This is a genomic window from Methylobacterium oryzisoli, from assembly GCF_046557895.1.
GTDB lineage: Bacteria > Pseudomonadota > Alphaproteobacteria > Rhizobiales > Beijerinckiaceae > Methylobacterium > Methylobacterium oryzisoli.
Map to the genome: position 1 here is coordinate 77963 of NZ_JBKIBX010000010.1, position 25380 is coordinate 103342.

27 protein-coding genes and 1 tRNA gene are annotated in these 25380 nt (G+C 71.0%); 16 read left to right on the top strand and 12 right to left on the bottom strand.

The genetic code is table 11. The annotated features are described in order from the left end of the window. The first annotated feature begins 210 nt into the window (after positions 1–210). The 12 genes from petA (at position 211) to coaA (ending at position 9496) form a co-directional block, all read left to right on the top strand. Positions 211–774, top strand: coding sequence for a ubiquinol-cytochrome c reductase iron-sulfur subunit (petA, locus tag ACKUB9_RS12130; RefSeq protein ID WP_407522220.1), 564 nt, complete (start codon positions 211–213; stop codon positions 772–774). Between the two features lie 31 nt (positions 775–805). Then, positions 806–2092, top strand: a complete 1287-nt coding sequence (locus ACKUB9_RS12135; protein ID WP_407522222.1) for a cytochrome b — start codon at positions 806–808, stop codon at positions 2090–2092. A gap of 104 nt (positions 2093–2196) precedes the next feature. Beyond that, positions 2197–3090 carry a cytochrome c1 gene (locus ACKUB9_RS12140; protein ID WP_407522224.1) on the top strand — a complete coding sequence of 298 codons (894 nt, stop codon included), beginning with the start codon at positions 2197–2199 and terminating at the stop codon, positions 3088–3090. A 72-nt stretch (positions 3091–3162) separates the two neighbouring features. Continuing rightward, positions 3163–4032, top strand: a complete 870-nt coding sequence (locus tag ACKUB9_RS12145) for an S-methyl-5'-thioadenosine phosphorylase (protein WP_407522226.1) — start codon at positions 3163–3165, stop codon at positions 4030–4032. Between the two features lie 76 nt (positions 4033–4108). Next, entirely contained in the window at positions 4109–4711 is a 603-nt protein-coding gene (gene hisB, locus ACKUB9_RS12150) for an imidazoleglycerol-phosphate dehydratase HisB (RefSeq protein WP_407522228.1), read from the top strand. A 135-nt stretch (positions 4712–4846) separates the two neighbouring features. Continuing rightward, positions 4847–5335 carry a DUF2628 domain-containing protein gene (locus tag ACKUB9_RS12155; protein ID WP_407522230.1) on the top strand — a complete coding sequence of 163 codons (489 nt, stop codon included), beginning with the start codon at positions 4847–4849 and terminating at the stop codon, positions 5333–5335. Between the two features lie 25 nt (positions 5336–5360). After that, positions 5361–6023 (top strand): imidazole glycerol phosphate synthase subunit HisH, encoded by a 663-nt coding sequence (gene hisH / locus ACKUB9_RS12160; RefSeq protein WP_407522232.1) that lies wholly within the window; start codon positions 5361–5363, stop codon positions 6021–6023. 39 nt (positions 6024–6062) lie between these two features. Continuing rightward, on the top strand, positions 6063–6815 hold the full coding sequence (gene hisA / locus ACKUB9_RS12165; RefSeq protein ID WP_407522234.1) for a 1-(5-phosphoribosyl)-5-[(5-phosphoribosylamino)methylideneamino]imidazole-4-carboxamide isomerase: 753 nt from the start codon (positions 6063–6065) through the stop codon (positions 6813–6815). Positions 6816–6842: 27 nt separating this feature from the next. Then, positions 6843–7304 (top strand): DUF29 domain-containing protein, encoded by a 462-nt coding sequence (locus tag ACKUB9_RS12170; protein ID WP_407522236.1) that lies wholly within the window; start codon positions 6843–6845, stop codon positions 7302–7304. A gap of 11 nt (positions 7305–7315) precedes the next feature. Further along, complete coding sequence (gene hisF, locus ACKUB9_RS12175; RefSeq protein ID WP_407522238.1) at positions 7316–8107, top strand: imidazole glycerol phosphate synthase subunit HisF; 792 nt, start codon at positions 7316–7318, stop codon at positions 8105–8107. A gap of 61 nt (positions 8108–8168) precedes the next feature. Then, entirely contained in the window at positions 8169–8492 is a 324-nt protein-coding gene (locus tag ACKUB9_RS12180) for a phosphoribosyl-ATP diphosphatase (protein ID WP_407522240.1), read from the top strand. A gap of 14 nt (positions 8493–8506) precedes the next feature. Next, a complete protein-coding gene (gene coaA, locus ACKUB9_RS12185) occupies positions 8507–9496 on the top strand; it encodes a type I pantothenate kinase (RefSeq protein ID WP_407522435.1) in 990 nt (329 codons plus the stop codon). 18 nt (positions 9497–9514) lie between these two features. Here the strand turns inward: coaA and ACKUB9_RS12190 are convergent, their stop codons facing one another. From ACKUB9_RS12190 to ACKUB9_RS12200, 3 genes are all read right to left on the bottom strand, one after another. Beyond that, positions 9515–12757 (bottom strand): PAS domain-containing protein, encoded by a 3243-nt coding sequence (locus ACKUB9_RS12190; RefSeq protein WP_407522242.1) that lies wholly within the window; start codon positions 12755–12757, stop codon positions 9515–9517. Between the two features lie 287 nt (positions 12758–13044). Then, complete coding sequence (thpR, locus tag ACKUB9_RS12195; protein ID WP_407522244.1) at positions 13045–13584, bottom strand: RNA 2',3'-cyclic phosphodiesterase; 540 nt, start codon at positions 13582–13584, stop codon at positions 13045–13047. A gap of 7 nt (positions 13585–13591) precedes the next feature. Continuing rightward, entirely contained in the window at positions 13592–14194 is a 603-nt protein-coding gene (locus tag ACKUB9_RS12200; RefSeq protein WP_407522246.1) for an arylesterase, read from the bottom strand. A 190-nt stretch (positions 14195–14384) separates the two neighbouring features. Between ACKUB9_RS12200 and ACKUB9_RS12205 the strand changes: the two genes are divergently transcribed. The 3 genes from ACKUB9_RS12205 (at position 14385) to ACKUB9_RS12215 (ending at position 18717) form a co-directional block, all read left to right on the top strand. Continuing rightward, complete coding sequence (locus tag ACKUB9_RS12205) at positions 14385–15092, top strand: ABC transporter ATP-binding protein (RefSeq protein WP_407522437.1); 708 nt, start codon at positions 14385–14387, stop codon at positions 15090–15092. 10 nt (positions 15093–15102) lie between these two features. Continuing rightward, positions 15103–17691 carry an ABC transporter permease gene (locus ACKUB9_RS12210; protein WP_407522248.1) on the top strand — a complete coding sequence of 863 codons (2589 nt, stop codon included), beginning with the start codon at positions 15103–15105 and terminating at the stop codon, positions 17689–17691. 201 nt (positions 17692–17892) lie between these two features. Continuing rightward, positions 17893–18717 (top strand): Bax inhibitor-1/YccA family protein, encoded by an 825-nt coding sequence (locus ACKUB9_RS12215; RefSeq protein WP_407522250.1) that lies wholly within the window; start codon positions 17893–17895, stop codon positions 18715–18717. A gap of 364 nt (positions 18718–19081) precedes the next feature. Here ACKUB9_RS12215 and ACKUB9_RS12220 read toward each other — a convergent pair. After that, positions 19082–19171: transfer RNA gene (locus ACKUB9_RS12220), tRNA-Ser, on the bottom strand. A gap of 378 nt (positions 19172–19549) precedes the next feature. Between ACKUB9_RS12220 and ACKUB9_RS12225 the strand changes: the two genes are divergently transcribed. Beyond that, on the top strand, positions 19550–19957 hold the full coding sequence (locus ACKUB9_RS12225) for a response regulator (protein ID WP_407522252.1): 408 nt from the start codon (positions 19550–19552) through the stop codon (positions 19955–19957). On the opposite strand, the gene ACKUB9_RS12230 is transcribed toward ACKUB9_RS12225, so the two are convergent. From ACKUB9_RS12230 to motA, 8 genes are all read right to left on the bottom strand, one after another. Next, a complete protein-coding gene (locus ACKUB9_RS12230; RefSeq protein ID WP_407522254.1) occupies positions 19932–20159 on the bottom strand; it encodes a hypothetical protein in 228 nt (75 codons plus the stop codon). The two genes, ACKUB9_RS12225 and ACKUB9_RS12230, sit on opposite strands and share 26 nt — an antisense overlap. A 105-nt stretch (positions 20160–20264) precedes the next feature. Next, positions 20265–20711: a BspJ family T4SS effector nucleomodulin gene (locus ACKUB9_RS12235; protein ID WP_407522256.1), complete on the bottom strand. Its 447-nt coding sequence runs from the start codon at positions 20709–20711 to the stop codon at positions 20265–20267. Continuing rightward, positions 20708–21772, bottom strand: coding sequence for a flagellar biosynthesis protein FlhB (gene flhB / locus ACKUB9_RS12240; protein WP_407522258.1), 1065 nt, complete (start codon positions 21770–21772; stop codon positions 20708–20710). The genes ACKUB9_RS12235 and flhB overlap by 4 nt, the downstream gene beginning before the upstream one ends. Before the next feature lie 56 nt (positions 21773–21828). Next, a complete protein-coding gene (locus ACKUB9_RS12245) occupies positions 21829–22863 on the bottom strand; it encodes a flagellar motor switch protein FliG (RefSeq protein WP_407522260.1) in 1035 nt (344 codons plus the stop codon). Positions 22864–22879: 16 nt separating this feature from the next. Further along, positions 22880–23257, bottom strand: a complete 378-nt coding sequence (gene fliN / locus ACKUB9_RS12250) for a flagellar motor switch protein FliN (RefSeq protein ID WP_407522262.1) — start codon at positions 23255–23257, stop codon at positions 22880–22882. 34 nt (positions 23258–23291) lie between these two features. After that, positions 23292–23588, bottom strand: coding sequence for a hypothetical protein (locus tag ACKUB9_RS12255; RefSeq protein ID WP_407522264.1), 297 nt, complete (start codon positions 23586–23588; stop codon positions 23292–23294). Beyond that, on the bottom strand, positions 23569–24486 hold the full coding sequence (locus tag ACKUB9_RS12260) for a flagellar motor switch protein FliM (RefSeq protein WP_407522266.1): 918 nt from the start codon (positions 24484–24486) through the stop codon (positions 23569–23571). Before ACKUB9_RS12260 ends, ACKUB9_RS12255 begins: the two co-directional genes overlap by 20 nt. Position 24487: 1 nt before the next feature. Then, positions 24488–25360, bottom strand: coding sequence for a flagellar motor stator protein MotA (motA, locus tag ACKUB9_RS12265; protein ID WP_407522268.1), 873 nt, complete (start codon positions 25358–25360; stop codon positions 24488–24490). Between the last annotated feature and the right edge of the window lie 20 nt (positions 25361–25380).

The following is a 25380-nucleotide window of genomic DNA, read 5'->3' on the forward strand; positions in this document are numbered from 1 at the left end:
CCGCGGCATGCTGGCGCCGCGGCCCGGGCCGTGGCAGAGAGCGGCCGCGCGGGCGACGCCCGGTCGCATTGCACGCGCGCTCGGGGTGGTGCTTCGGTCCGCCGAAACCGGGGGTTTCACCCCCGAACCCAGCCCCAGGATTGTGGTCCGCGCATGGCCGAACGGTCGGCCGCGGGCTTCGCCTTCGTTGTTTCTCGGGAGAGCCGGAACTTGGCCACGACCGTCGCCCCCTCCGACGCCGCGCATCCGCACGGGACGACCCGCCGGGACTTCCTCTACCTCGCCACCGGCGCGGGCGCCGTGGTCGGCGCCGCCGCGCTCGCCTGGCCCTTCGTCGCCTCGATGGCACCGGATGCCGAGACGGTGGCGGCGGGCGCGCCGATCGACGTCGACCTCGGGCCGATCACCGAGGGCCAGATCATCAACGTTTTTTGGCGCGGCAAGCTGATCTTCGTGCGGCGCCTCACCCAGAAGGAAATCGCCGATATGAAGGCGGCCCAGCCCGCCCAGATGATCGACCCGGCGCCCTTCTACGCCCGGGTCAAGGAGGGCCACGACCAGTGGCTCGTGGCCTACGGCAACTGCACCCATCTGGGCTGCGTGCCGATCGCCAACCAGGGCGGACATCCGGGCTGGGGCTGCCCCTGCCACGGCTCGATGTTCGACGCCGTCGGACGGGTGACCCGCGGACCGGCCCCGATCAACCTGCCGCTCCCGCCCTACGCCTTCCAGGGCGACGCCAAGGTGCGCATCGGCGAAGGCGCCACGGCCTGAACCCTCACATCCAGAATAACGGGCTGTCCTCATGAGCGCACACGCCACGACTTACGTCCCCAAGAGCGGCATCGCCAAGTGGTTCGAGTCCCGGTTGCCGATCATCGGCCTCGTCCACTCGTCGTTCATCGCCTTCCCGGTCCCGCGCAACCTGAACTACTTCTGGACGTTCGGCGCGATCCTGATCGTGATGCTGGCCTCCCAGATCGTCACCGGCGTCTGGCTGGCCATGCACTACCAGCCCTCGGCCACCCAGGCCTTCGATTCCGTCGAGCACATCATGCGCGACGTGAATTACGGCTGGCTCCTGCGCTACATGCACGCCAACGGCGCCTCGATGTTCTTCATCGCGGTCTACGTGCACATGTTCCGCAACCTCTACTACGGGTCCTATAAGGCCCCGCGCGAGGTGCTCTACATCCTCGGCGTCATCATCTACCTCTTGATGATGGCGACCGCGTTCCTCGGCTACACGCTGCCCTGGGGCCAGATGTCGTTCTGGGGCGCCACCGTCATCACCAACATCCTGGCGGCGATCCCGATCGTCGGCGACACGATCCAGACCCTGCTCTGGGGCGGCTACTCGGTCGGCAATCCGACCATCAACCGCTTCTTCTCGCTGCACTACCTGCTGCCGTTCATGATCGCCGGCGTCGTCGTCCTGCACGTCTGGGCGCTGCACGTCACGGGCCAGAACAACCCGGCCGGTATCCCGATCAAGTCCGGCAAGGACGCGGTGCCGTTCACCCCCTACGCGACCATCAAGGACGTGTTCGCGGTGGTGGTGTTCTTCGCCTTCTTCGCCTACTGGATCTTCCTGCAGCCGAACTATCTCGGCCACGCGGACAACTACATCCCGGCCAACCCCGGCGTGACGCCCGCGCACATCGTGCCCGAATGGTACTTCCTGCCGTTCTACGCGATCCTGCGCGCGGTGCCGGACAAGCTCGGCGGCGTGATCCTGATGTTCGGCGCGGTGATCATCCTGGCCTTCGCGCCCTGGCTCGACACCTCGCGGGTCCGCTCGGCGAACTACCGCCCGATCTACCGGCAGTTCTTCTGGGTGTTCATCGCCTGCTGCTTCCTGCTCGGCTGGCTCGGCGGCAAGCCGCCGGAGGGCGGCTACGTGATCGCGGCGCGCCTCGCCACGATCTACTACTTCGCCCACTTCCTGCTGGTGATGCCGATCGTCGGGCTGTTCGAGACGCCCAAGCCCCTCCCGGGCTCGATCCTGGAGAGCGTCACCGGGCCCGGCAAGCAGGTGGGGGCCTCCGGCATGCCGGCTGGCGCCGCCGCCGCCCCGCCGACCAAGGGCTGATCCACCCGGGGCCGCGTCCGGCGCGGCCCCGCCGTCTCCACGCCGCTACAAGCTGCCCGGACAAGACGCCGATGACGACGCCGAAGAGGGGCATCGAGGGAATGATGAGAACGCGTGCTCTCGTGGCCGGCCTCGCGGCCGCGATCCTGGCCGGCACGGCCGCCTTCGCGGACGAGGGAGGCCCCACGCCGCACCGCGAGAAGTGGACCTTCTCGGGCGTGTTCGGCACCTTTGACCAAGCGCAGCTGCAGCGGGGCTTCCAGGTCTACCGCGAGGTCTGCTCCAGCTGCCACAGCCTGCACTACGTCCGCTTCCGCAACCTCGCGGAGGAGGGCGGTCCGCACTTCTCGGCCTCGCAGGTCAAGGCGTTGGCGGCGGAGTACAAGGTCAAGGACGGCCCGAACGACCAGGGCGAGATGTTCGAGCGGCCCGGCCGCCCGGCCGACAAGTGGCCCTCGCCGTTCCCCAACGATCAGGCGGCCGCGGCGGCCAACGGCGGCAAGGCGCCGCCGGATCTGTCGCTGATGGCCAAGGCCCGCACCTTCGGCCGCGGCGGCCTGTGGTTCGTGATCGATTGGCTGCCCTTCGTCGGCTACACCGAGCAGGGTCCCGACTACCTCCACGCGCTCCTCAACGGCTACAAGGAGACGCCCCCCGAGGGCTTCCAGGTGCCGGAGGGCGGGCACTACAACGAGTACTATCCGGGCCACGTGATCGCGATGCCCAAGCCCCTGAGCGACGGGCAGGTGACCTACGCGAAGGGCGCCGACGGCCAGCCGGTGGTGCCCGAGACGGTCGACCAGTACTCGCGCGACGTCACCGCCTTCCTGATGTGGACCGCCGAGCCGCACATGCTCGCCCGCAAGGAACTCGGCCTGCGCGCCATCATCTTCCTGCTCGTGCTGGCCGGCCTGCTCTACTACGTGAAGAAGAAGGTCTGGTCGGACGTCGGCGGCGAGACGCACGGGCTGCAGCCCGAGCTGCACAAGACGAGCTGAAACCGGAATGGAGACGGCGAGAGGCCCCGGGAGGGGCCTCTTTTCTTTTGCGCGGGGACGAAGGAGATCGTCATGACCAAGGCCGTGCTGGGGGTGATCGGCGGATCCGGCGTCTACGACCTGCCGGGCCTGGAGGACGTGCGCGAGGAGCAGGTCGCCTCGCCCTGGGGCGAGCCCTCGGACGCGCTGCGCATCGGCCGCATCGGCGAGACGCGCGTGGTCTTTCTGCCCCGACACGGCCGCGGCCACCGCCTCTCGCCCTCCGGCATCAATTACAGGGCGAACATCGACGTGCTGAAGCGGGCGGGCGTCACCGACCTCGTGTCGCTCTCCGCCTGCGGCTCGTTCCGCCAGGAGCTCTATCCGGGCCTGTTCGTGCTGGTGGACCAGTTCGTCGACCGCACCCACGGCCGTGCCTCGTCCTTCTTCGGCGACGGCTGCGTCGCCCATGTCTCGATGGCCCACCCGGTCGGCCCCGCGCTCCAGGCCCGCATCCTGGCGGCGGCGCAGGCGGAGGAGATTCCGGTGCGCAAGAACGGCACCTACGTCTGCATGGAGGGGCCGCAATTCTCCAGCTACGCCGAGTCGCTGACCTACAAGAGCCAGGGCTACGACGTGATCGGCATGACCAACATGCCGGAGGCCAAGCTCGCCCGCGAGGCCGAGATCACCTACGCGACCATCGCCATGGTGACGGATTTCGATTGCTGGCATCCCGATCACGATGCCGTCGAGGTCTCGACCGTGATCGCCGTGGCGCGGGCCAACGCCGCCCGGGCCGCGCAATTGGTGAGCCGCCTCGCCCGCGACTTGCCCGAGGAGCACGAGCCCTGCCCGGCGCGCTCCGACCGGGCGCTCGACGGGGCGATCATCACGCCGCCCGAGCACCGCGATCCCGCCCTGATGGCCAAGCTCGACGCGGTCGCCGGGCGGGTGCTGTGATCCGCGCGTGACCCCCTGGCGTCGGGCCGGGCTGCCCGGTTACAAGGCAGCCCGTTCCACGCCGCGATCAGGATCGATGACCGACACCCCCTCCCGCACCGGCCGCGTCAGCCGACGGACGGCCGAGACCGACGTCAGCGTCGCGATCGACCTCGACGGCACCGGCCGGGCCGCGATCAGCACGGGCGTCGGCTTCCTCGACCACATGCTGGAGTTGCTCGCCCGGCACGCCCTGTTCGACCTCGACGTCACGGTCACGGGCGACCTGCACGTCGACCAGCACCACACCACCGAGGATGCCGGCATCGCGCTGGGGCAGGCCTTCGCGCAGGCGCTCGGCGCCAAGCGCGGCATCCGCCGCTACGCCGACCTGCACCTGCCTATGGACGAGGCGCTCACCCGCGTCGCCGTCGACATCTCGGGGAGGCCCTTCCTGGTCTTCCGCACCGGCTTCGCCCGCGAAAAAATCGGTACCTTCGACACCGAGCTGGTGCGCGAGTGGTTCCAGGCCTTCGCCATCAACGCCGGGATCACGCTCCACGTGGAGACCCTCTACGGCGACAACCAGCACCACATCGCCGAGAGCTGCTACAAGGGCTTGGCGCGCGCCTTGCGCCACGCGGTCGCCATCGACCCCCGCGAGGGGGACCGGGTGCCCTCGACCAAGGGCTCGCTCTGAGGACAGCCCCGGGCGGACCGGCATCGGCGTGCCGAGACCGATCCGCCCTGATATTTGCCGTGCCGCAGGTTTTCGTCGCAGAACCGGCGGCTATTCGCGGAACCTGCTTGGCGCGCCCGCCGGGGAGAGCGTTCGATGCCGACCTACACGCTGCACATGGCCGATGCGGACGATCCGGGCAGCCCGGAAGCCCTCGACCGCGCCAAGCTGGTGCCCGACCGCTTCATCTGGCCGGCCTTCTGGTTCACGGCCCTGTGGTTCTTCTGGCACCGGCTCTGGCTCGCGGGGCTGCTCGTGCTCGCCGTCGAGGTCGGCGCCTGGGTGGCCGGGCTCGTCCTGAACCTGTCGCCGCTGGCGGGCTTCGTCATCGCGCTGCTGCTCTCGTGGCTGATCGGCCTGGAGGCCTCGTCGCTGCGCCGCTGGACCTACGCGCGCCGGGGCCGGCCGATCCGCGATGCGGTGACGGCCGCGGACATCAAGGAGGCCGAGGTGAAGCTGGTGCGCCGCTGGGTCGCCGAGCGGGAACCGCCGGCTCCGGTCCCGGCCCCGCGGACGGCGCCGCCCTATTCCCGCGCGGGAAGCCCGGCCCTCGGGCTCTTCCCCGAGGCGGATCTCCGCCGGTGACGGGCCAGCCAGAGGAGACGCGGGCGTGAGCGCCGGCACCGTCGCGATCATCGATTACGGCTCGGGCAACCTCCACTCGGCCGCCAAGGCGTTCGAGCGCGCCGCGCGCGAGGCGGGGCTCGACCAAACACGCATCGCCGTCACCTCCGACCCGGAGGCGGTCGCCTCGGCCGAGCGCGTGGTGCTGCCGGGCGTCGGCGCCTTCGCGGATTGCCGCCGCGGCCTCGACGCCGTGCCGGGCATGGTCGAGGCGATGACCGAGGCCGCGCAGCGGCGCGGGCGGCCCTTCCTCGGCATCTGCGTCGGCATGCAGCTCCTCGCCTCGCGCGGCCTCGAACACGAGACCACGGCGGGCCTCGACTGGATCCCGGGCGACGTGGCGCCGATCCGGCCCGCGGATCCGGCCCTCAAGGTGCCGCACATGGGCTGGAACACGCTCGACGCCCATCGCGAGACGCCGCTCTTGGCCGGCATCCCGACCGGGGAGGGCGGGCTGCACGCCTACTTCGTGCACAGCTACGCGCTGGCGCCCCGGGATCCCGGCGACGTCGTGGCGACGAGCGATTACGGCGGCCCGGTCACCGCTCTGGTCTGCCGCGGCACCGTCGCGGGCACCCAGTTCCATCCCGAGAAGAGCCAGCGGCTCGGCCTCGCGCTGATCGCGAACTTCCTCCGCTGGCAGCCCTGATTCCACCCGACCCACCTCTCAGCCTCGCGGTGACGCTTCGTGATCCTGTTCCCGGCCATCGATCTCAAGGAGGGGCGCTGCGTGCGCCTCGTGCAGGGCGACATGGCGCAGGCGATCGTCTTCAGCGACGATCCGGCGGCGCAGGCCGCGACCTTCGCCGAACAGGGGTTCGCCTGGCTTCACGTGGTCGACCTCGACGGAGCCTTCGCGGGCGCGCCGATGAACGCGGCGGCGGTGGACGCGATCCTGGCCGCGGTGACGATCCCGGTGCAGCTCGGCGGCGGCATCCGGGAGATGCGCACCGTCGAGGGCTGGCTCGCCAAGGGCGTCAGCCGCGTCATCATCGGCACCGCGGCGGTGCGCGACCCGGCCTTCGTGCGCGAGGCCGCCCGGCGCTTTCCCGGGCAGATCGCCGTGGGCATCGACGCCAAGGACGGGCGGGTCGCCGTGGAGGGCTGGGCCAAGACCTCGACCGTGACGGCGGAGGAGCTGGGCCGGCGCTTCGAGGATGCGGGCGTGGCGGCGCTCATCTACACCGACATCGCCCGGGACGGGATCCTCAAGGGCCTCAACATCCCGATGACGCTGGCATTGGCCGAGGCCGTGAGCATCCCGGTGATCGCCTCCGGCGGCCTCGCCTCGATCGCGGACGTTCACCGGCTCCTGGAGCCCGACTGCGCGCTGCTGGCCGGCGCCATCACGGGCCGCGCCCTCTACGACGGGCGCATCGACCCCAAGGAGGCGCTGGCGGCGATCCGGCGGGCCGCGGAGGCGCGCGGCACCGCGCCGTGATAGGATGGCGGCGCGAGGATATCTCCGATGACGGCTGCAACGACGCTCGCCGCGCCTCGCCGCGCGGCCTACGACGATGACTTCTATACCTGGACCATGCAGCAGGCCGCGTTGCTGCGCGCCGGCGACCTGACCGCGCTCGACCGCGAGAACCTCGCCGAGGAGATTGAGTGCTTGGGCCGCGGCGAATTCACCCGGCTCTCGAGCTTCTACCGGCTCGTCCTGCTGCACATGTTGAAGTGGGAGCACCAGCCGAATCTGCGTAGCCGCAGTTGGGCCGTTTCCATTACCATCCATCGAAAGCACGCCGCCGCCGTGATCGCAGCCAATCCCGGCTTGAAGCCGCGGATCGACGAGGCACTCGCGAGCGCCTACGAGTACGCGCGCCTGGAAGCGATCGCCGAAACAGGACTGTCCGCAGCGACCTTCCCCGAAACGAACCCCTTCACGCGGGACGAGACGATGTCGCGGCCCTACAGCTTCGAATAGGGGCCGGCCCCGTGCTCAAGACCCGCGTCATCCCCTGCCTCGACGTCAAGGACGGCCGCGTCGTCAAGGGCGTCCAGTTCCTGGCCCTGCGCGATGCGGGCGATCCCGTCGAGGCGGCCAAGGCCTACGACGCGGCCGGGGCGGACGAACTCTGCTTCCTCGACATCACGGCGAGCCACGAGGCCCGCGGCATCCTGCTCGACGTGGTGAGCCGCACGGCGGAGGCCTGCTTCATGCCCCTCACGGTGGGAGGGGGCGTGCGGACCGTCGAGGACATCCGGGCGCTGCTGCTGGCCGGGGCCGACAAGGCCTCGATCAACACCGCGGCGGTGAGCAACCCGGATTTCGTGGCGCAGGCCGCGGAAAAGTTCGGCAGCCAGTGCGTCGTCGTGGCGATCGACGCCAAGCGCGTCTCGGCCGAGGGCGAGACGCCGCGTTGGGAGATCTTCACCCATGGCGGGCGCCGGGCCACCGGCCTCGACGCGGTCGATTTCGCCCGCACCGTGACGGCGCGCGGGGCGGGGGAACTCCTCGTCACCTCGATGGACCGGGACGGGATGCGATCGGGCTACGATCTCGGCCTCACCCGGGCCATCGCCGATGCGGTCACGGTGCCGGTGATCGCCTCCGGCGGCGTCGGCGGGCTCGACGACCTCGTGGCCGGGGTGGCGCAGGGCCACGCGAGCGCGGTGCTCGCCGCCTCCATCTTCCACTTCGGCGAAGCGACGGTGGGCGAGGCCAAGGCGCACATGGCGGCGGCCGGCCTCGCGATGCGGCTGGATCCGCGATCACCCGGTGCTTGACCCGGAGCGGCCGGGCGCCCAAGGCTCGGTGCAGCATCCCTCCTCGGCCCGCCCGGACGCCATGACCCGTTTCAGCCTCGCCGACCTCGACCGGATCGTGCGAACCCGCGCCGCGGCCTCGCCGGAGGAATCCTACACGGCCAAGCTGATCGCCGCCGGTCCGGGCAAGCCGGCCAAGAAGCTCGGCGAGGAGGCCGTGGAGGCTGCCATCGCCGCCGTGCAGGGCGACCGCGCCGGCCTCGTGTCGGAAGCCGCCGATGTGCTCTATCATCTCCTGGTGGTGCTGGCGGGAAGCGGGGTGGCGCTGGAGGACGTGATGGCGGAGCTGGAGCGGCGCACGGCCCAGGGCGGGCTCGCCGAGAAGGCCGGGCGGAGGAAGCCGTGAACGAGCGCCCGGCGCTGCCGACCCGGCCGCAGGCGGAACTGGCGGCGAGCCTCGACGAGGCCACCGATCACCTGTCGCCCTACCGGGTTTTCTCCCGCGAGGAATGGGCGCACCTGCGCGCCGACACGCCGCTGACGCTGACCGCCGACGAGGTGCTGCGCCTCCAATCCCTCAACGACCCGATCTCGCTCGAGGAGGTCGTCGCCATCTACCTGCCGCTGTCGCGGCTGCTCTCGCTCTACGTCGCGGCGACGCAGGGGCTGTTCAAGGCGACGCAGCGCTTCCTGCTCGCCGAGCGCGAGGGCAAGGTGCCCTACATCATCGGCGTCGCGGGCTCGGTGGCGGTGGGCAAGTCCACCACCGCCCGCGTGCTGAAGGCGCTGCTCGCGCGCTGGCCCAACACCCCGAAGGTGGACCTCGTCACCACGGACGGGTTCCTTTTGCCGAACGCCGAACTCGCGCGCCTCGGCCTGATGGAGCGCAAGGGCTTTCCCGAGAGCTACGACACCCCGACGCTGCTGCGCTTCCTCGCCGACATCAAGGCGGGCAAGCGCCACGTGGCGGCCCCGCTCTACTCCCACCTCGTCTACGACGTGGTGCCGGGCGAGACCACGGTGGTGGACCGCCCCGACATCCTGATCGTCGAGGGGCTCAACGTGCTGCAGCCCGCGCGCCTGCCGCGCGACGGCACCGCGATCCCGTTCGTCTCCGACTATTTCGATTTTTCGGTCTATCTCGACGCGCACGAGGACGACCTGCACCGCTGGTACGTCAACCGCTTCCTGCGCCTGCGCCACACCGCCTTCCGCGATCCGCTCTCCTACTTCCGCAAATACGCCGAGGTGAACGAGGACGAGGCCATCGCCATCGCGGACGGGCTGTGGTCGCGCATCAACCTCGCGAACCTGCGCGAAAATATCGTGCCGACGCGCCAGCGCGCGAGCCTGATTCTGGCCAAGGGCGCGAGCCACCGCATCGAGAGCGTGGCCCTGCGGCGGCTGTGACGGGCGGGCGCGGGCGGGTCAGGCCGCCCGCACCGGCGGTTGCGGTCCCTGGCCGGCCGCGCCGTTCGCCGGCTTCGCGCCCGCCTGCGACAGCATCGCCGAGATGTGGCCGGCCGGCATCGGCTTGGCGAGCAGGAAGCCCTGCACCTCGTTGCATTGGTCGACCGTCAGCGCCGTGAGTTGGCCGATCGTCTCGACGCCCTCCGCCGTCACCGAGAGGCCGAGCGCGCGCCCCAAGGCGAGGATGGCCTGCACCACGGCCCGCCCGCTCTCGTGGCGCTCGATGTCTGCGACGAACCGGCGGTCGATCTTGATGGCGTCGAAGGGGAAGCTGCGCAGGTAGATCAGGCTGGAATAGCCGGTGCCGAAATCGTCCATCGCGAGCTTGACGCCGAGCGCCTTGAGCCCGTCGAGCAGGCGGCGCGCGCGGTCGGCATCCTCCAGGAGCACGCCCTCGGTGATCTCGATCTCCAGCCGCTCCGGGGCGAGACTGGCCGCCGCGAGGGCCTGCGCGACGACGTCCACCAGGCCGTCGTCGCGGAACTGGATCGGCGACACGTTCACCGACACGCCGATGCCGGGCCACGCCGCCGCGGCCGCGCAGGCGGTGCGCATGACCCAGCCGCCGAGGGCCACGATCAGGCCGCTGCGCTCGGCCAGGGGGATGAACTCGGCCGGGCCGATGCGCCCGCGCTCCGGGTGGGACCAGCGCACGAGCGCCTCCACGCTCCGTATCGTCTGCCGGCGCGTGTCGAACCGCGGCTGATACTCGAGGAAGAACTCGCCGGCCGCGAGCCCGCGCCGCATGTCGTCCGTGAGCGCCCGGTGGGCGACGAGCCGGTCGTTCATCTCGGCGGCGAAGAAGCCGTAGGTGCCCCGGCCCTCCTGCTTGGCGCGCAGGAGCGCGGTGTCGGCGCTGCGCAGGAGATCGTCCGGCGTCGTGCCGTCGAGCGGCGACACCGCGACGCCGATCGAGACGTCCACCCGGATCTCGGTGTCCTCGCACCGCACCGGCTGCGCCACGAGCCCGAGGATGTGCTGGCAGAAGGCCTCGATCTCGTGGTCGGCGAGATCGGGGGCGGCCACCACGAACTCGTCGCCGCCGACCCGCGCCACGATCTGGTCGGGGCGCAGCATCCGCCGCAGCCGGTCGGCGATCTCACCGAGGACGCGGTCGCCGACAGGGTGGCCGTAGGTGTCGTTGACGGGCTTGAAGCGGTCGAGATCGAGGTAGAGCACGGCGAGGCGTGCCGCCGGCGGGGCGAGCATCGCGGCGAGGAAGCTCGCGAGCCGCACCCGGTTGGGGAGCGCCGTGGCGGCGTCGTGCTGGGCCTGGCGCTTCGCGTCCTCGTAGGCTTCCGCCATGGCGACGTCCGCGGTCACGTCGGTGGCGAACTTGATCACCTTGGTGGGCCGGCCCTCGGGGTCGAGGATCGGGTTGTAGGAAGCCCGGATCCAGATCTCGCGCCCGTCCCGCCCCAGGCGCTTGTACATGCCGCTCACGTAGGCGCCCGCGCGCAGGGTGTCCCAGAACGCCGCGTAGGCCGCGCTGCCCGCCAGGGCCGGCTCGACCAGCACCCGGTGATGCCGGCCGCAGATCTCGTCGAGACGATAGCCGAGCGTGGCCAGGAAGCCGGCATTGACATCGAGGATCGTCCCGTCGAGCCCGAGCAGCACCACCCCTTGCGACTTGCGGATCGCCGCGATCTGGGCTTCGTGGTCGGCCTGCCGCAGTTTTTCCCGCGTCACGTCGGTGGCGTAGGTGACGATCTTGGTCGGCCGCCCGTTCATGTCGAGGATCGGGTTGTAGCTGGCCTGCAGCCAGATCTCGCGTCCGTCCTTGGCGAGGCGCTTGAACTCGCCCGCCTGATACTGCCCGGCCGCGAGGTTCTCCCAGAACGTCCCGTACGCGGCGCTGCCGGCATGGTCCGGCTCGACGAACAGGCTGTGGTGGCGCCCGCGCAGGTCGGCGAGCCGGTAGCCCGTCGCGCGCAGGAAGTTGTCGTTGGCATCGAGGATCGTTCCGTCGAGCGAGAAGGCGATCACGCACTGCGCCTTGTGGATGGCGGCGATCTGCCCCTGCTGCTCGGCCTGCCGCAGCTTCTCGTCGGTGATCGGGACCGCGTAGGCCATGATCCGGATCGGCCGCCCGCTCATGTCGAAGATCGGATTGTAGCTGGCCTGCAGCCAGACCTCCCGGCCGCCGCGGCCGACGCACCGGTAGTCCCCGGCGCGAGGGCGGCCCTGCGTCAGCGCCCGCCAGAACGCGGCGTAGTCCGCGCCATGCGCGGCGGAGGGCTCGACGAGGATCCGGTGATGGCGCCCCTCGATCTCCTCCATCCGGTAGCCCATGGCCTCCAGGAAGCGGTCGTTGGCCTCCACGATGACGCCGTGCATGTCGAGCGTCAGGATGCAGTGGGACTTGTGGATCGCGGCGACCTGCCACTGGTAGGCCGCCTGGCGCAGGCGCTCGGCCGTGACGTCGGTGGCGAACTTGATCACCTTGAACGGCCGGCCGGCCGGATCGAGCACCGGCGTGTAGGTCGCCTGGAGCCAGATCTCGCGCCCGTCCCTGGCCAGGCGCCTGAACTCGCCGGCCTGGTACTCCCCTTGCGCAAGGCGGGCCCAGAAGGCCCGGTAGGCGGCGCTCTCGCTCTCGGCGGGATCGAGGAACATCCGGTGATGCCGGCCCACCACCTCGCCGCGCGCGTAGCCCGTCACCGTCAGGAACAGGGGATTCGCGTCGAGGATCGTGCCGTCGAGGGAGAAGTGGATCACCGCCTGCGAGGCGTTGATCGCCGCGATCTGCACGCGATCGGCCGCCTCCTCCCGCTGCGCGCCGGTGATGTCGGACGCGAGCATCACGATCTCCTCGACGATGCCGTCCGGTCCGGCGAGCGGCGCGTAGCTCGCGCGCAGCCAGATCTCGGTGCCGTCGGCCCGCAGGCGCCGGCACGACACCGTGCAGCGGCGGCCGCCGAGCAGCGCCGCCCAGAAGCGGCCGGCCTCCTCGCGGTCCCGGTCGTCGGGATGGCACAGATCCGCGTGCGATCGGCGGACGATCTCGCCCAGTTCGTAGCCGAACCAGCGCAGGAGCCGGTTGTTGGCCCGCAGGATGCGGCCGTCGGGCGCGAAGACGGCGCTCGCGAGCGTGGCGTTGAGAGCCCTCAATTCGGCCGGGACATGGCCCGCGCCGCGATCGTGATCAGGATCGACCATGCCTGCCCCGGCACCGCTCTCGTCGCCCGCGTTCCACGGCACCGGATATCCGGCCGGGCTCGAAGCGACTCACTTCCTCTCGGTAAGTGACAAGTTTTAACGCATGGTTCCCGACCGCCTAGGCGATAACCGCCGTATCCGCAGGCTTTTTCAAGGATAGACGTGAGAGATTTTTGCTCATTTGGCGTCATGAGCGTCAGATTCATTGCGTCAGGCCGGGCGACGATACGACCGGAGAGGCCACCTGGAGGGAAACAAGCCCGTCCGAGGAAAGTCGGTCGGGGGATGACTGTCGTGCCGCCGCGCCGGCGCGCAAGGGCGCCGCGATCTCACGACAGGGGATAGGCGGCCTCGACCACGTAGGGTCCGCCGCCGACCGAGACCCGCGCCGAGTAGAGCGCCACCCGCTCCGCCTGGAAGGTCACGGCCGCGAACGGCGCCTGCTCGGAGAGGTACTGCGCCACCAGGGCGGGCGTCGCCTCCCGGCGCAGCCGCGCCAGGGTCACGTGCGGCGTGAAGCGCCTCGTGTCGGGGGCCAGGCCGATGCGGCGCAGCAGGCGCTCCTGCTCGCCCCGGAGGTCGTCGAGGTCGGGGCTCGGCACCACCCGGGCGTAGAGGGCATGCGGCCGTTCGCCGCCGAAGCTCGCGAGCGCGTCGAGGGTCAGCGCGAGGGGCGGACGCGGGCGGGTCTCGGCGAGGGCCTGCGTGATCTCCTCGGCCACGCCGCCGTCCACGTCGCCGATGAAGCGCAGGGTGATGTGGTAGTCCGCGGCCTCGATCCAACGCGCGCCCGGCAGGCCGCCGCGGCGGCGCGAGAGGGCCTCCGCGACGTCCGGAGGCACTTCGAGGCCGGTGAAGAGGCGCGGCATGGCGGATTCACGGGGCCTTGCGCAGGCGCGTCAGGAAGGTCTCGACGGCGGGCAGGATGCCCGCGACGATCCGCTCGACGCCCTTTGCGGTCGGGTGCAGCCCGTCCGGCAGCGAGAGGGCCGGATCGGTGGCCACCCCCTCCAGGAAGAAGGGATACAGCACGAGGCCGTGGCGCTCGGCGAGCCGCGGGTGGATGGCGTCGAAGCGCGCCACGTAGTCGGGACCGAGATTGCGCGCGGCCTTCATGCCGGCGAGCATCACCGCGATGCCGCGCTCCTTCAGGCGGGTGATGATGCCCTCCAGCGCCTTTTCGGTCACGGCCGGGTCGGTGCCGCGCAGCATGTCGTTGGCCCCGAGTTCGAGGATGACCCCGTCGGTCCCCTCGGGCACCGACCAGTCCACCCGGTCGAGCCCGCCGGTCGCGGTGTCGCCCGACACGCCCGCGTTGATGATCGCCACAGCGAAGCCCTTCTCCTTCAGGGCGCGCTCCAGCACGCCCGGGAAGGCCGCCCCGGCCGGCAGGCCGTAGCCGGCCGTGAGGCTGTCGCCCAACGCCACGAGGCGCAGCGCCCGCTCGGCGGCGGCGGAGGGGTGGGAGACCAGCATCATCACGGAAACACACAGACACAGGATCGTCGCGAGGCGGCCACGGAGGCGGGCTAGATCCTGGCCGGAATCCTGGCGGAGCGGGCGCCGGCCGACCATATCGGACGGGCGGGTGGTCCCGCGATCGTGCTTGCGTCCCACCTCGTCCACCTCCGGCGCGTTACCCGACGCCCCACAGATCGGCCTCATGCCCATGACCGACAAGGCCACCGCAGCGGCCCCCACCCCTGCCATCGCCCTCGACGGCGTCGACCTCAGCCTAGGGCGCGGGGCGGCGCGGGTGCACATCCTGAAGGGCATCTCGCTCGCGGTCGCGGCCGGCGAGGCGGTGGGGCTCGTCGGCCCCTCGGGCTCGGGCAAATCGACGCTTCTGATGACCATGGCCGGACTGGAGCGCCCCGATGCGGGCCGGGTGGTGGTGGACGGCACCGACCTCGCGGGCCTCGACGAGGATGCGCTGGCGCGCTTCCGCGGCCGGCGCATCGGCATCGTCTTCCAGTCCTTCCACCTCGTGCCGACCATGACGGCGCTGGAGAACGTGGCGCTCCCGCTCGAACTCGCCGACCTGCCGGACGCGCACGAGCGGGCGGAGCGGGAACTCGCCGCGGTCGGCCTCGGGCACCGGCTCCACCACTACCCGGCGCAGCTCTCGGGCGGCGAGCAGCAGCGCGTGGCCATCGCCCGCGCGGTGGCCCCCGACCCGGCGATCCTCGTCGCCGACGAGCCCACCGGCAACCTCGACGAGGCGACCGGCGGCCAGATCGTCGACCTCCTCTTCGCTCTCAAGCGCGACCGCGGCGCGACGCTGGTCCTCGTCACCCACGATCCCGGCCTCGCGCGCCTGTGCGACCGCACGGTCCGGCTCCGCTCGGGGCTGATCGAGGCGGCGGCCCTGGCCTGAGGGACGGATCATGCACGGCAGCCTGCCCCCCCTGAGCGGCCCCGGCCGGCGCCCCGCCCGCGGGTTCCGCCTGCCGCTGACGCTGCGCCTGGCCCTGCGCGAACTGCGCGGGGGCCTGCGCGGCTTCGCGGTCTTCCTCGCCTGCATCGCCATCGGCGTCACGGCGATCGCGGGCGTCTCCTCGATCTCGCGCTCGCTCACCGAGGGGCTCGCCCGCGAGGGGCGGCGCATCCTGGGCGGCGACCTCGCCTTCAGCCTGATCCACCGCGAGGCCGCGCCGGCCGAGCGGGACTTCCTCGCCGGGCAGGGGCGGGTCTCGGTGGTGGCCTTCACCCGCGCGATGGCGGTGGCGGGCGAGAAGGGCGCCGCCCTGGTCGAGCTGAAGGCGGTGGGAGCGGATTACCCGGTGCTGGGCGAGCTCGGCACCGAACCGGCCCTGCCGATGCAGGATCTCCTCGCCGAGCGCGACGGCGCCTTCGGGGCGGCGGCCGATCCGGCCTTGTTCGCCCGGCTCGACCTCAAGGTGGGCGACAGGATCACGGTCGGGTCCGCCACGATCGTGCTGCGGGCCGTGCTCACCAACGAGCCCGACAAGATCGCCAACGGCATCGGCTTCGGCCCGCGCCTGCTCACCTCCGAGGGGGCGCTGCGGGCCTCCGGGCTGATCCAGCCCGGCAGCCTCAACCGCTGGATCTACCGGGTGCAACTCGCCGACCCGTCGGACGCGCGCATCGAGCAGGTGATGGCGCAGGCCCGCCGCACGCTGCCCGAGGCCGGATGGGAGGTGCGCTCGCGCCTCAACGCCGACCCGCGCTTCTCGCGCAGCGTCGAGCGCTTCACGCAGTTCCTCACCCTCGTCGGCCTCACCGCCCTGATGGTCGGGGGCGTGGGCGTGGCGAATGCCGTGCGGGCCTTCGTCGAGCGCAAGCGGCCCTCGATCGCGACCCTCAAGAGCCTCGGCGCGCCGGGGGGCCAAGTGGTCGGGCTCTACCTCACCCAGGTGATGCTGATCGCCGGCCTCGGCATCGCGCTCGGCCTTCTCGCCGGGGCGGCGCTGCCCTTCGGGATCGAGGCGGCCTTCGGGTCGGTGCTGCCGGTGCCGCTGAGCCCGCGCCTCGCGCCGGGCGAACTCGCGGTCGCGGCGCTCTACGGCCTCCTCACGGCGCTCGCCTTCGCGATCGGGCCGCTCGGGCGCGCCCACGACGTCGCCGTCTCGGGGCTGTTTCGCGACGCGGTCGATCCGGTCCGGCGCTGGCCTCGGCCGCGCTACCTCGCGGTGCTCGGCCTCGCGCTCGCGGGCCTCGTCGGCCTCGCGCTGCTGACCGCCTTCGACCGGAAGGTGGCGCTGGTCTTCGTGCTCGCGGCCGGCCTCGCCTTCGCGCTGCTGCGCGGGGTGGGCCTCGGCCTGATGGCGCTCGCCCGGCGCCTGCCGCGGCCCGCCCGTACGGCGCCCCGCCTCGCGCTCGCCAACCTGCACCGGCCGGGCGCGCTCACGCCCTCGATCGTGCTCTCGCTCGGACTCGGCATCACGCTCCTCGTGACGCTGAGCCTGATCGACGCCAGCCTGACGCGCACGCTCACCCGCTCGCTGCCGGCCCGCGCGCCAAGCCTCTTCTTCCTCGACATCCCGAGCCGGGACGCGGCGGCCTTCGACCAGTTCCTCGGCGCGGCCGCGCCGCGCGCCAAGATCGAGCGCGTGCCGATGATGCGCGGGCGGCTCACCGCGCTCAACGGCGTGCCGGCGAGCGAGATCAAGGCGCCCGAGGAGGCCGCCTGGGTGCTCGACGGCGACCGCGGCATCACCTACGCGGAGGACCTGCCGGACGGCTCGCGGATCACCCAAGGGACGTGGTGGACGCCCGAGGAGGCCAGGACCCCGCTCGTCTCCTTCGACGACCAGCTCGGCCGGGCGCTCGGCCTCAAGGTCGGCGACACGGTGACGGTCAACGTGCTGGGGCGCTCGCTCACCGTGAGGATCGCCAACCTGCGCCACGTCGAGTGGCGCTCGCTCGGCATCAACTTCGTGATGGTTTTTTCCCCCGGCACCTTCCGGGGGGCGCCGCACGCCGACCTCGCGACGCTGACCCTGCCCGAGGGACCGGACCCCGCCCTGGAGGCCCGGATCCTGCGCGAGGCCGCCCGAGCCTTTCCGTCGGTCACCAGCGTGCGGGTGAAGGACGCCCTCGACGCGGTGAACGACATCGTGGGCAAGCTCGTCTTCGCCATCCGGGGCGCGAGCGGGGTGGCGCTGGTCACGAGCCTGTTCGTGCTCGCGGGCGCGCTGGCGGCCGGCCACCGCGCGCGGCTCTACGACGCCGTGGTGCTCAAGACGCTGGGCGCCACCCGCGCCCGGCTGCTCGGGGCCTACACGCTCGAATACGGCGTGCTCGGCCTCGCCACCGCGCTCTTCGGCCTCGGCGCGGGCGCGCTCGCCGCCTGGGTCATCGTCACCAAGGTCATGCGGGTCGATTTCGTGCTCGACCTCTCGGGGGCGGTGCTGGCGGCCGTGCTGGCGGTTCTGGTCGCGGTGGGACTCGGCCTCGCGGGGACGTGGAGGATCCTCGGTCAGAAGCCGGCGCCCTACCTACGAAATCTGTGAGGATTTAATCCCGCGTACAGCCTGCGGCGGATGGACCTTGCGACGGAACGATCTTCCGGCCCGGCTTTGCCGCGGCCGGGCCTTGTGCCCGCGCGCCCAGGCTCTCATATTCCCGCCATGACGCTGCCGTTGCGGCGTCCGAGGGTCGCGTGAGCCTCGCACAGGAACCCCCACGCTAGAGAGCTTCCGAAGGAATCTCCCATGGCATTCGAAAACAGCCCGTTCCGGCAGGGCGGCGCGAGCGGTTACGGAGCCCCCACGGGCTACGCCCGCGGCCAAGTCGAGGTCGACCAGGGCCTGCGCGCCTTCATGCTCGGCGTCTACAACAACATGGTGCTCGGCCTCGCCGTCTCGGCGCTGGTCGCGCTCGGCGTCAACAAGCTCGCCACGACCGCCGTCCAGGCCGAGGCGGCGCGCAATTCCGCCGGCCAGGTCATCCGCCTTGGCGGGTCGTACCTGACGCAGTTCGGCGCCACGCTCTACACCACGCCCCTGATGTGGGTGGTGGCGCTCGCGCCGCTCGCCTTCATCTTCGTGTTCTCCTTCCGCATGGACCGGATGTCGGCCGCCAGCGCGCGCACGACCTTCCTGGCCTTCGCGGCGGTGATGGGCGCCTCGCTCTCCACGCTGCTCCTGCGCTACACCGGCGCGAGCGTGGTGCAGGTGTTCTTCATCACCGCGGCTGCGTTCGGTGGCCTCAGCCTCTACGGCTACACCACCTCGCGCAGCCTGTCGGGGATGGGCTCGTTCCTGGTGATGGGCCTGATCGGCCTCGTCATCGCGAGCCTGGTGAACATCTTCCTGGCGTCGAGCGCGCTGCAATTCGCCATCTCGGTGATCGGCGTGCTGATCTTCGCGGGCCTCACCGCCTACGACACGCAGAAGCTCAAGGAGATGTACCTGTACGGCAACCTCGACCAGGAGGCCGCCGCCAAGGTGTCCGTGTTCGGCGCGCTGACGCTGTACCTGGACTTCATCAACATGTTCCAGTTCCTGCTGTCGCTGGTGGGCCAGCGCAACGAGTAACCCGGTGAGGCTCACCGCGAGTCTCGATCGGAACCCCGGCCGCCCCCGCGGCCGGGGTTTTTCGTTGGGCGGCACCACTGGCGGCCAGTTCTACCGTGCCGGGCGGCGCGCTCCGGTTCCGCTGGCGATCGTGCCCTGCTGTCCGCGCTCTCGATCGGTCCGGCCTCACCGTTCCGGAATGTCCTGCGGGCGGAGGATGGGGTTGTGCCAGGATCCGGGAGCGACGACGGCGCGGGATGTCGGCTTGGACCGGGATGGAACAGTCGCTCACCACTCACCGGCGCGTCGCCGGCGCGCCGCGATCTCGAACGGGCAGCGATCCGGCTATCGGTCTGAGCGAGTGGAACGGCCGTTCGGAGTCAGATGGCGGAGAGAGAGGGATTCGAACCCTCGATACGGTTGCCCGTATACACGCGTTCCAGGCGTGCGCCTTCAACCACTCGGCCACCTCTCCGGACCCGTCGCCGACGCGGCGTCGCGGCCGCATCGGGGGGAGGCCGTCCTCTAGCGGGGCGCGGGGCCGGGCGCAAGCGCAACCGCGCGGGCCGCGGCGCGGCCGGGCGCGGGCCTGTGGCAGGAAGGCCGCAGAGGTCCCGTCAGGGGGAGGCCGCAGGCCTTGCGCGGGGTGGACAACCCGGCGGGTCTGCCCAAACTGGGTCGGCAAGGTCGTCCGCTTCGGCGGCGGCACGGCGGCGCTCCGAGGAAACCGGAGCCGGCCGTTTCTCGTTTCGATCATCGGCCGGCGCACGGCTCGGGGCCGGGGATCGGCGCAAGATCAGTCCAGCCCTCCGCATGGTTCGCCCCTCGGGCGGCACCCGGACGGGCCGCGCGTATGGAGGACGTCATCGTGGGGAATGAGACCGGAGGCGGAGTGGGCGAGCGACCCGTCGTGCTGGTGGTCGAGGACGAGGCGCTGACCATCATGGATCTGAGCGACGTCCTCGATGCGGCGGGCTTCGAGGCGCTGCAATCCGCCTCGGCCGAGCGGGCCGTGAGCCTGCTGGAGACCCGCCGCGACATCGTCGCGCTCATCACGGACGTGGAGCTGTCGGGCAAGACGGACGGGTTCGACCTCGCCCGCACGGCCGCCCATCTGCGCCCGGGCCTGCCGACCGTGATCGTGTCGGGCCGCGCCCAGCCCGATCCCGCCCGGATGCCGCCGGGCGCGCAGTTCATCGCCCGGCCCTGCCGCGGCGACGACATCCTCGACCTGCTCAAGACCGTGATGGGGGAGGGCTGAGGGCGGGATCCTCCTCGGCCAGCCAGAGCTCGACCGGGGCGCCCGCCTCTCCGAGATCGAGCACCACGTGGCGCAGCCGGCGCGAGGGCGCGTCGGCCGCCGCGGGCCAGTGCAGCGCCTCGCCGACCGCCCGGACGGTGCCGGTGATCGTGCGCGGCCCCAGCCGGATCGTCACGGGCGTGGCGCGGGACAAGTCCTGCATGATGGCTCCTCGGCGCGGGGACGGATCGCCCACTCAACGCCGCCGGGGCCGGGGCGGTCCAGCCCGGGGCCGGTCAGGGTGAATCGCGGGTTACCGCGATCCGCCTCAGGCCCGCCCGACCCGGGCGGTCGAGAGCGCGACGGCGAAGCGGTCGAGGTCGAGGGAGGGCTCGGTCGCGCCGAGGATCCGGTCGATGGCGACCCCGACGTAGAGCCCGTCGAGGACGAGCTTGAAGAAGACCGTCACGGCCTCGGTGCCGAACTCCATGTCGAGGACCACCGTGGGCGAGCGGCCCCAGGAGAAGCTCACGTCGGCCGCGGCGCCGTAGGTGAGGGTCGCTTCCTTGAAGAAGAGCTCGGCCGAGGAGGAGACGAGGTCGGCGATGTTGGCGTGCCGGTCGTCGCGCACCCAGCCGATCAGCACGCTGCCGTCGAGCAGGCAGAACTCGGCGATGAAGTCGCGGATCTCGCTCGCGAACACATGCTCGGCCGCGGCCAGCAGGTCGGCGGGCGCCGGGAACCCGGCCGTCGGCTCGTGGGCGTACGCCATCATCGCGACCTCGCGAACAGGTAGAACAGGATCTGAGCCACGGCGCGGTAGAACTCCGCCGGGATCGTCCGGTCGACTTCGACAGCGTCGTACAGCGATCTTGCCAGAGGCTTGTCTTCGATCACCGGGATGCCGTTGGCCTCGGCGATCTCGCGGATCTTGAGGGCGATGAGGTCCTGCCCCTTGGCGACCACCAGGGGGGCGGGGCTCTCGTCGCGCTCGTAGCGCAGCGCCACGGCGAAGTGCGTCGGGTTGGCGATCACCACGGTGGCGCGGGGCACCGCGGCCAGCATGCGCTTGCGGGTGCGGTCCTGGGCGAGCGAGCGCAGGCGGGCCTTGACCATGGGGTCGCCCTCGATCTGCTTGTGCTCGTCCTTGATCTCCTGGCGCGACATCCGCAGCGACCGCTGCCAGCGCAGGCGCGCCCAGATCAGATCGGCGGCGACCAGCACGATCGTGGCGATGCAGACCGCGGAGACGAGGCGGATCGCCAGCGTCAGGATGAGTTCCGGAACCTGGCTGGGATCGACGGACATGGCGTTCACGACCTTGTGCTGCTCTGAGCGCAGCAGCAGCAGGGAAACCACACTGATCGCGAGGAACTTAAAGAGCGCTTTCAGGAACTCGACCTGGCCCTGGCGCCCGAAGACCCGCTTCCAGCCGGCGAGCGGCGAGACCCGCGACCATTGCGGGCGGATGCGCTCGCCCACGAACCGCGGCAGGTTCTGAAACACCGAGGCCGAGAGCCCGCAGACCGCCAGGACCAGCACGACGGGGAGCAGGAAGCGCCCGGTGGCCACCGCCACCCCCTGCAGCAGCAGCATCGCGTCCTGCCCGTTCTCCAGCGCGAAGCCGCGCGGATGGTCGAACAGGGGCGCGAGATCCCGCGCCAGGTCCGCCGCGCGCCCGCGCACGAACAGCGTGAGGACGATCAGGAGCCCGACGACCGAGGCGAGGATCGGCGCCTCGCGCGAGAACGGCACGTCGCCCTTCTCGATCGCGTCCCGGATCCGCCGTTCGGTGGCGGCCTCGGTCTTGCTCTCGTGATCGACCTCCTCAGCCATGCGCGGCCGCCCGGGCGAGCGGCACGGTCAGGGCCGGGCGCGCGCGGGCGCGCGCGTCAGCGCACGAAGGTCTCATCGCTGTCCCCGGCATTGAGTTCGATCTCGCCGCGCCCGGCCATGTCGAGGGCGAGGTCGGTGATGGCGCGGCGCGCGTCCAGCACGTCGCGCTGCGCGGCCGGCTCGCCGCCGTTCAGCTCGTGCTCGATCATGCGGCGCACGCGCGCCGACAGCGCGCCCAGGATCGTCTCGCGGAACTCCGCGGGCGTGCCCTTGAGGGCCAGGACGAGGCGGTCGTTCGGCACCGCATCGAACAGGGTGGTGCGCGCGCGGGGCGCGAGCTTGACGATGTCCTCGAAGGTGAACAGCAGGCCCTTGAGGATCTCGGCGGATTTCGGACGCGATTCGGTCAGGTTCGACAGCACGTCGTCCATCTGCTCGCGCTCCATCTTGTTGATGATGTCGGCGATCTTGCCGTGCGTGTCGGCCCCGGCGTTGCGGGCGAAGTTCACCATCAGGTCGTCGTTGATGACCTTCTCGATGGCGCGCAGCGTGTCGTCGACGATCGGCTTGAAGGCCAGCATCCGCCGCATCAGGCCGTTGCGCAGGGGCTGGGGCAGGTGCCCCATCACCTTGGCGGCCGTCGAGGGCTTGATCTTCGACAGGATCAGGGCGGCGGTCTGGGGGTGCTCCTTGACGAGGTAGCTCGCCAGCACCGTCTCGGAGACGCCCGACAGCCGCTCCCAGACCGAGCGCTTGCTGTTGTTGCCGCGCACCTCGGCCAGGATCTCGGCGATCTGCTCCGGGGGCAGCAGGCCGCTGAGGAGTTTCTCGACCTCGTGCACGGTGCCGAGCAGGTTCGCCCCGTGCGAGAACTCCGACACGAAGGCGTCCACGAGGCTGTCGAGGAGGGCGGGGCTGACCGGCCCGAGCTTCACCGCCGAGCGGGTGATGAGCTTGATCTCGTCCTCGTCGAAGTACTTCAGCAGGCGGCCCGCGGCGGGCTTGCCCATGGCGAGCAGGAGCGTCGCCACCTCGTCGACCGCGCGCAGGCGCGGAAGGCCGCCGCGCGGCGCCGGGACCGGAACGCTCATCCCGCCTGCTCCGCTCTCAGCCGTGCGCGTCGGCGCCCGCCGGGCCGACGATCTCGGTCAGCGACACACCGAAGCGCGAGTTGTCCTCCTCGACCACCACCACCTCGCCACGGGCGATGACGCGGCCGTTCACCATGATGTCGACGGGCTCGCCGACCCGGTGATCGAGAGGCACCACCGCCCCGCGCCCGAGCTTCATCAGGTTGGCGACCGGCATGGTGGCCGAGCCCAGCACCACCTGGATCAGCACCGGGATGCGCAGGACCGAATCGAGGTTGCGGCCCGAGCCGATCGTCGGCTCGTCCTGCGGGGCGGGAGACGCCGCGTTCCCGAACAGCGCGTCGGCATGGGCCGCCGACAGGTCGGGCGCGTCGTCGAAGGGGTTCCGGCTCATCGGACGGTCTCGCGGGATCTCGGATCAGGGGAGGTCAGGCGCGCGGCTCGCGGGACGCCAGCGCGCGGCGGCCGGCTTCGAGGTCCGCCAGGGTGGCGCGGGCCTCGTCGATCTTGGCTTCGAGGGCGACGAGGATCTCGCGGCCCTCGCCCGCGAAGCTGCGCATCGTCTCGCCCGCGTGGCGCAGGGCGTCGCTCGTCTGCGCGAAGGCCCGGCCGTACTCGGCCTGGATGCGGTCGAGGCGCTTGAGCTTGAGGTACATCGGCAGCACGCAGGCGCTCGTGAGCACCAGGGCGCCGAGCAGGACGGCGTCAACGAGCGAGGACGGCATCCATGAACTCCTTCTCCTGGTTGATGACCTCGTCGACCCGCAGCACGTAGGCGCCGTTCGCCTGGCCGATCTCGCACCAGAACAGCGGCTGGTCCTTGCCTTCGAGCTTGACGCGGCTCTTCGGCGTCGCGTCGAGGGGCAGCACCTGCCCGATCTTGAGGTCGGCGATCTCGCCGAGCGTCAGGGTGCGCTCCTCCAGCACCGCGCGCAGCGTCACCTCGGTCTTCTTCACCTCGGCGGCGATCTGGCGCTCCCAGCGCGGGTCGCGGACGGTGGATTCGCCGGTCAGCACCTTCGAGAGGCTCTGGCGCATCGGGTTGAGCACCGATTGCGGGATGATAAGGAACATCTCCCCGCCGCGGTTGAGCGCCTGGAGCAGGAACTTCGCCGCCACCGCCTTGTTCGAGCGCCGGCCGATGATCGCGAAGTCCATCCGCGTCTCGGTCCGCTCCAGCTTCAGCGTCGTCTGGGAGACGAGGGCGAAGGAGGATTCGAGCGCCTTGCCGATCTGCTCCAGCGTCATCTGGGCGACGCGCAGTTCGATGCTGGAGAAATTGCGCGCGTCCTCGACCGGCGGCTCGGAGCCGTCGGCCCCGAGCAGCACCTCGACCATCGTGAAGACGAAGTCGCGGTCGAGCCCGACCAGGATGTGGCTGTCCCATTGCGGGGAGTAGAAGATGCCCGCGACGGCGTTCGCCTCGTAGGGTTCGAGGAGGTCGCCGAAGGCCTCGGTCTCGACGCTGGAGAGCGAGTAGAAGATCGGCGAGACCGCGAGGTGCTTCAGGTTGTCGGCGCAGGCCGTCGCCAGGCGGTCGAAGATGATGCTCAGCATCGGCATCCTGTCGAGGGACAGGCCGCCTCCGTCGAGCAGGCTCTTGCGGACGTCGGGGGCGGGCATGTCAGGCCGCCTCGCGCTGGGCGCCGCCGCCGACCGCGGCGGTCTCGACCTCGTCGATGGTCGGCCGGTCGGCCGAGGAGATGCCCTTGCGGCCGTGCTCGATGGCGATCTGCGGCAGGGCGCCGTTCATGTAGGCGAGCAGGCTCTGCTTGACGATGACGTAGACGCGGGACTGCTTGTCGCGCGTGGTCTTCACCTTGATGGCGAGCGGCGCGAGGATGCCGTAGGACAGGAAGATGCCCACGAACGTGCCCACCAGCGCCGCGCCGATCAGGCCGCCGAGGATCTGCGGCGACTGGTCGAGGGCGCCCATCGCCTTCACGATGCCGAGCACGGCGGCCACGATGCCGAGCGCGGGGAGCGCCTCCGCGACCGTGGTGAGCGAGGCGTAGGGCTTGAGCGCGTCGCGCTTGTGAGTGCCGATCTCCTCGTCCATCAGCGCCTCGATCTCGTGCGGACGCGCGTTGCCGATCAGGATCAGGCGGGCGTAGTCGCAGATGAACATCACCAGCTCCTGGTTCCTGGCGATGTCCGGATAGGCCTTGAAGATCTCGGAATTGGCCGGGTCGTCGAGATGCGGCTCGACCTCGTTGCGGGGCTTGGCCTTCAGTTCGCGCATCAGGGCGTGGAGCAGGCCGAGGAGCGCGAGGTAGTCCTTGCGCTTGGGCACCCGGTCGGTGAGGGCCTCGACGATGCCCTTGCCCGAATCCACCACCGTCTTCATCGGGTTGGCGATCACGAAGGTGCCGACCGCCATGCCGCCGATGATCACGAACTCCCAGGGCTGCCAGATCACCTCGAGGTGGCCGCCCATCGCCACGAAGCCGCCGAGCATGGAGCCGACCGCGATGACCAAGCCGATGAGTACGCCCACTGTCGCAGCCTCCCGATGAT

Excerpts from the sequence above, each read along its gene's own strand:
- ACKUB9_RS12155 (WP_407522230.1), top strand. The coding sequence starts at position 4,847 with ATGCCGACCTACACGCTGCACATGGCCGATGCGGACGATCCGGGCAGC.
- ACKUB9_RS12210 (WP_407522248.1), top strand. The coding sequence starts at position 15,103 with ATGCACGGCAGCCTGCCCCCCCTGAGCGGCCCCGGCCGGCGCCCCGCC.
- ACKUB9_RS12135 (WP_407522222.1), top strand. The coding sequence starts at position 806 with ATGAGCGCACACGCCACGACTTACGTCCCCAAGAGCGGCATCGCCAAG.
- ACKUB9_RS12215 (WP_407522250.1), top strand. The coding sequence starts at position 17,893 with ATGGCATTCGAAAACAGCCCGTTCCGGCAGGGCGGCGCGAGCGGTTAC.
- ACKUB9_RS12230 (WP_407522254.1), bottom strand. The coding sequence starts at position 20,159 with ATGCAGGACTTGTCCCGCGCCACGCCCGTGACGATCCGGCTGGGGCCG.
- ACKUB9_RS12200 (WP_407522246.1), bottom strand. The coding sequence starts at position 14,194 with ATGATGCTGGTCTCCCACCCCTCCGCCGCCGCCGAGCGGGCGCTGCGC.
- ACKUB9_RS12255 (WP_407522264.1), bottom strand. The coding sequence starts at position 23,588 with ATGCCGTCCTCGCTCGTTGACGCCGTCCTGCTCGGCGCCCTGGTGCTC.
- ACKUB9_RS12260 (WP_407522266.1), bottom strand. The coding sequence starts at position 24,486 with ATGCCCGCCCCCGACGTCCGCAAGAGCCTGCTCGACGGAGGCGGCCTG.
- ACKUB9_RS12245 (WP_407522260.1), bottom strand. The coding sequence starts at position 22,863 with ATGAGCGTTCCGGTCCCGGCGCCGCGCGGCGGCCTTCCGCGCCTGCGC.
- thpR (WP_407522244.1), bottom strand. The coding sequence starts at position 13,584 with ATGCCGCGCCTCTTCACCGGCCTCGAAGTGCCTCCGGACGTCGCGGAG.
- ACKUB9_RS12205 (WP_407522437.1), top strand. The coding sequence starts at position 14,385 with ATGACCGACAAGGCCACCGCAGCGGCCCCCACCCCTGCCATCGCCCTC.
- hisB (WP_407522228.1), top strand. The coding sequence starts at position 4,109 with ATGACCGACACCCCCTCCCGCACCGGCCGCGTCAGCCGACGGACGGCC.
- ACKUB9_RS12170 (WP_407522236.1), top strand. The coding sequence starts at position 6,843 with ATGACGGCTGCAACGACGCTCGCCGCGCCTCGCCGCGCGGCCTACGAC.
- ACKUB9_RS12180 (WP_407522240.1), top strand. The coding sequence starts at position 8,169 with ATGACCCGTTTCAGCCTCGCCGACCTCGACCGGATCGTGCGAACCCGC.
- ACKUB9_RS12235 (WP_407522256.1), bottom strand. The coding sequence starts at position 20,711 with ATGATGGCGTACGCCCACGAGCCGACGGCCGGGTTCCCGGCGCCCGCC.
- flhB (WP_407522258.1), bottom strand. The coding sequence starts at position 21,772 with ATGGCTGAGGAGGTCGATCACGAGAGCAAGACCGAGGCCGCCACCGAA.
- fliN (WP_407522262.1), bottom strand. The coding sequence starts at position 23,257 with ATGAGCCGGAACCCCTTCGACGACGCGCCCGACCTGTCGGCGGCCCAT.
- ACKUB9_RS12145 (WP_407522226.1), top strand. The coding sequence starts at position 3,163 with ATGACCAAGGCCGTGCTGGGGGTGATCGGCGGATCCGGCGTCTACGAC.
- ACKUB9_RS12140 (WP_407522224.1), top strand. The coding sequence starts at position 2,197 with ATGAGAACGCGTGCTCTCGTGGCCGGCCTCGCGGCCGCGATCCTGGCC.
- ACKUB9_RS12225 (WP_407522252.1), top strand. The coding sequence starts at position 19,550 with ATGGAGGACGTCATCGTGGGGAATGAGACCGGAGGCGGAGTGGGCGAG.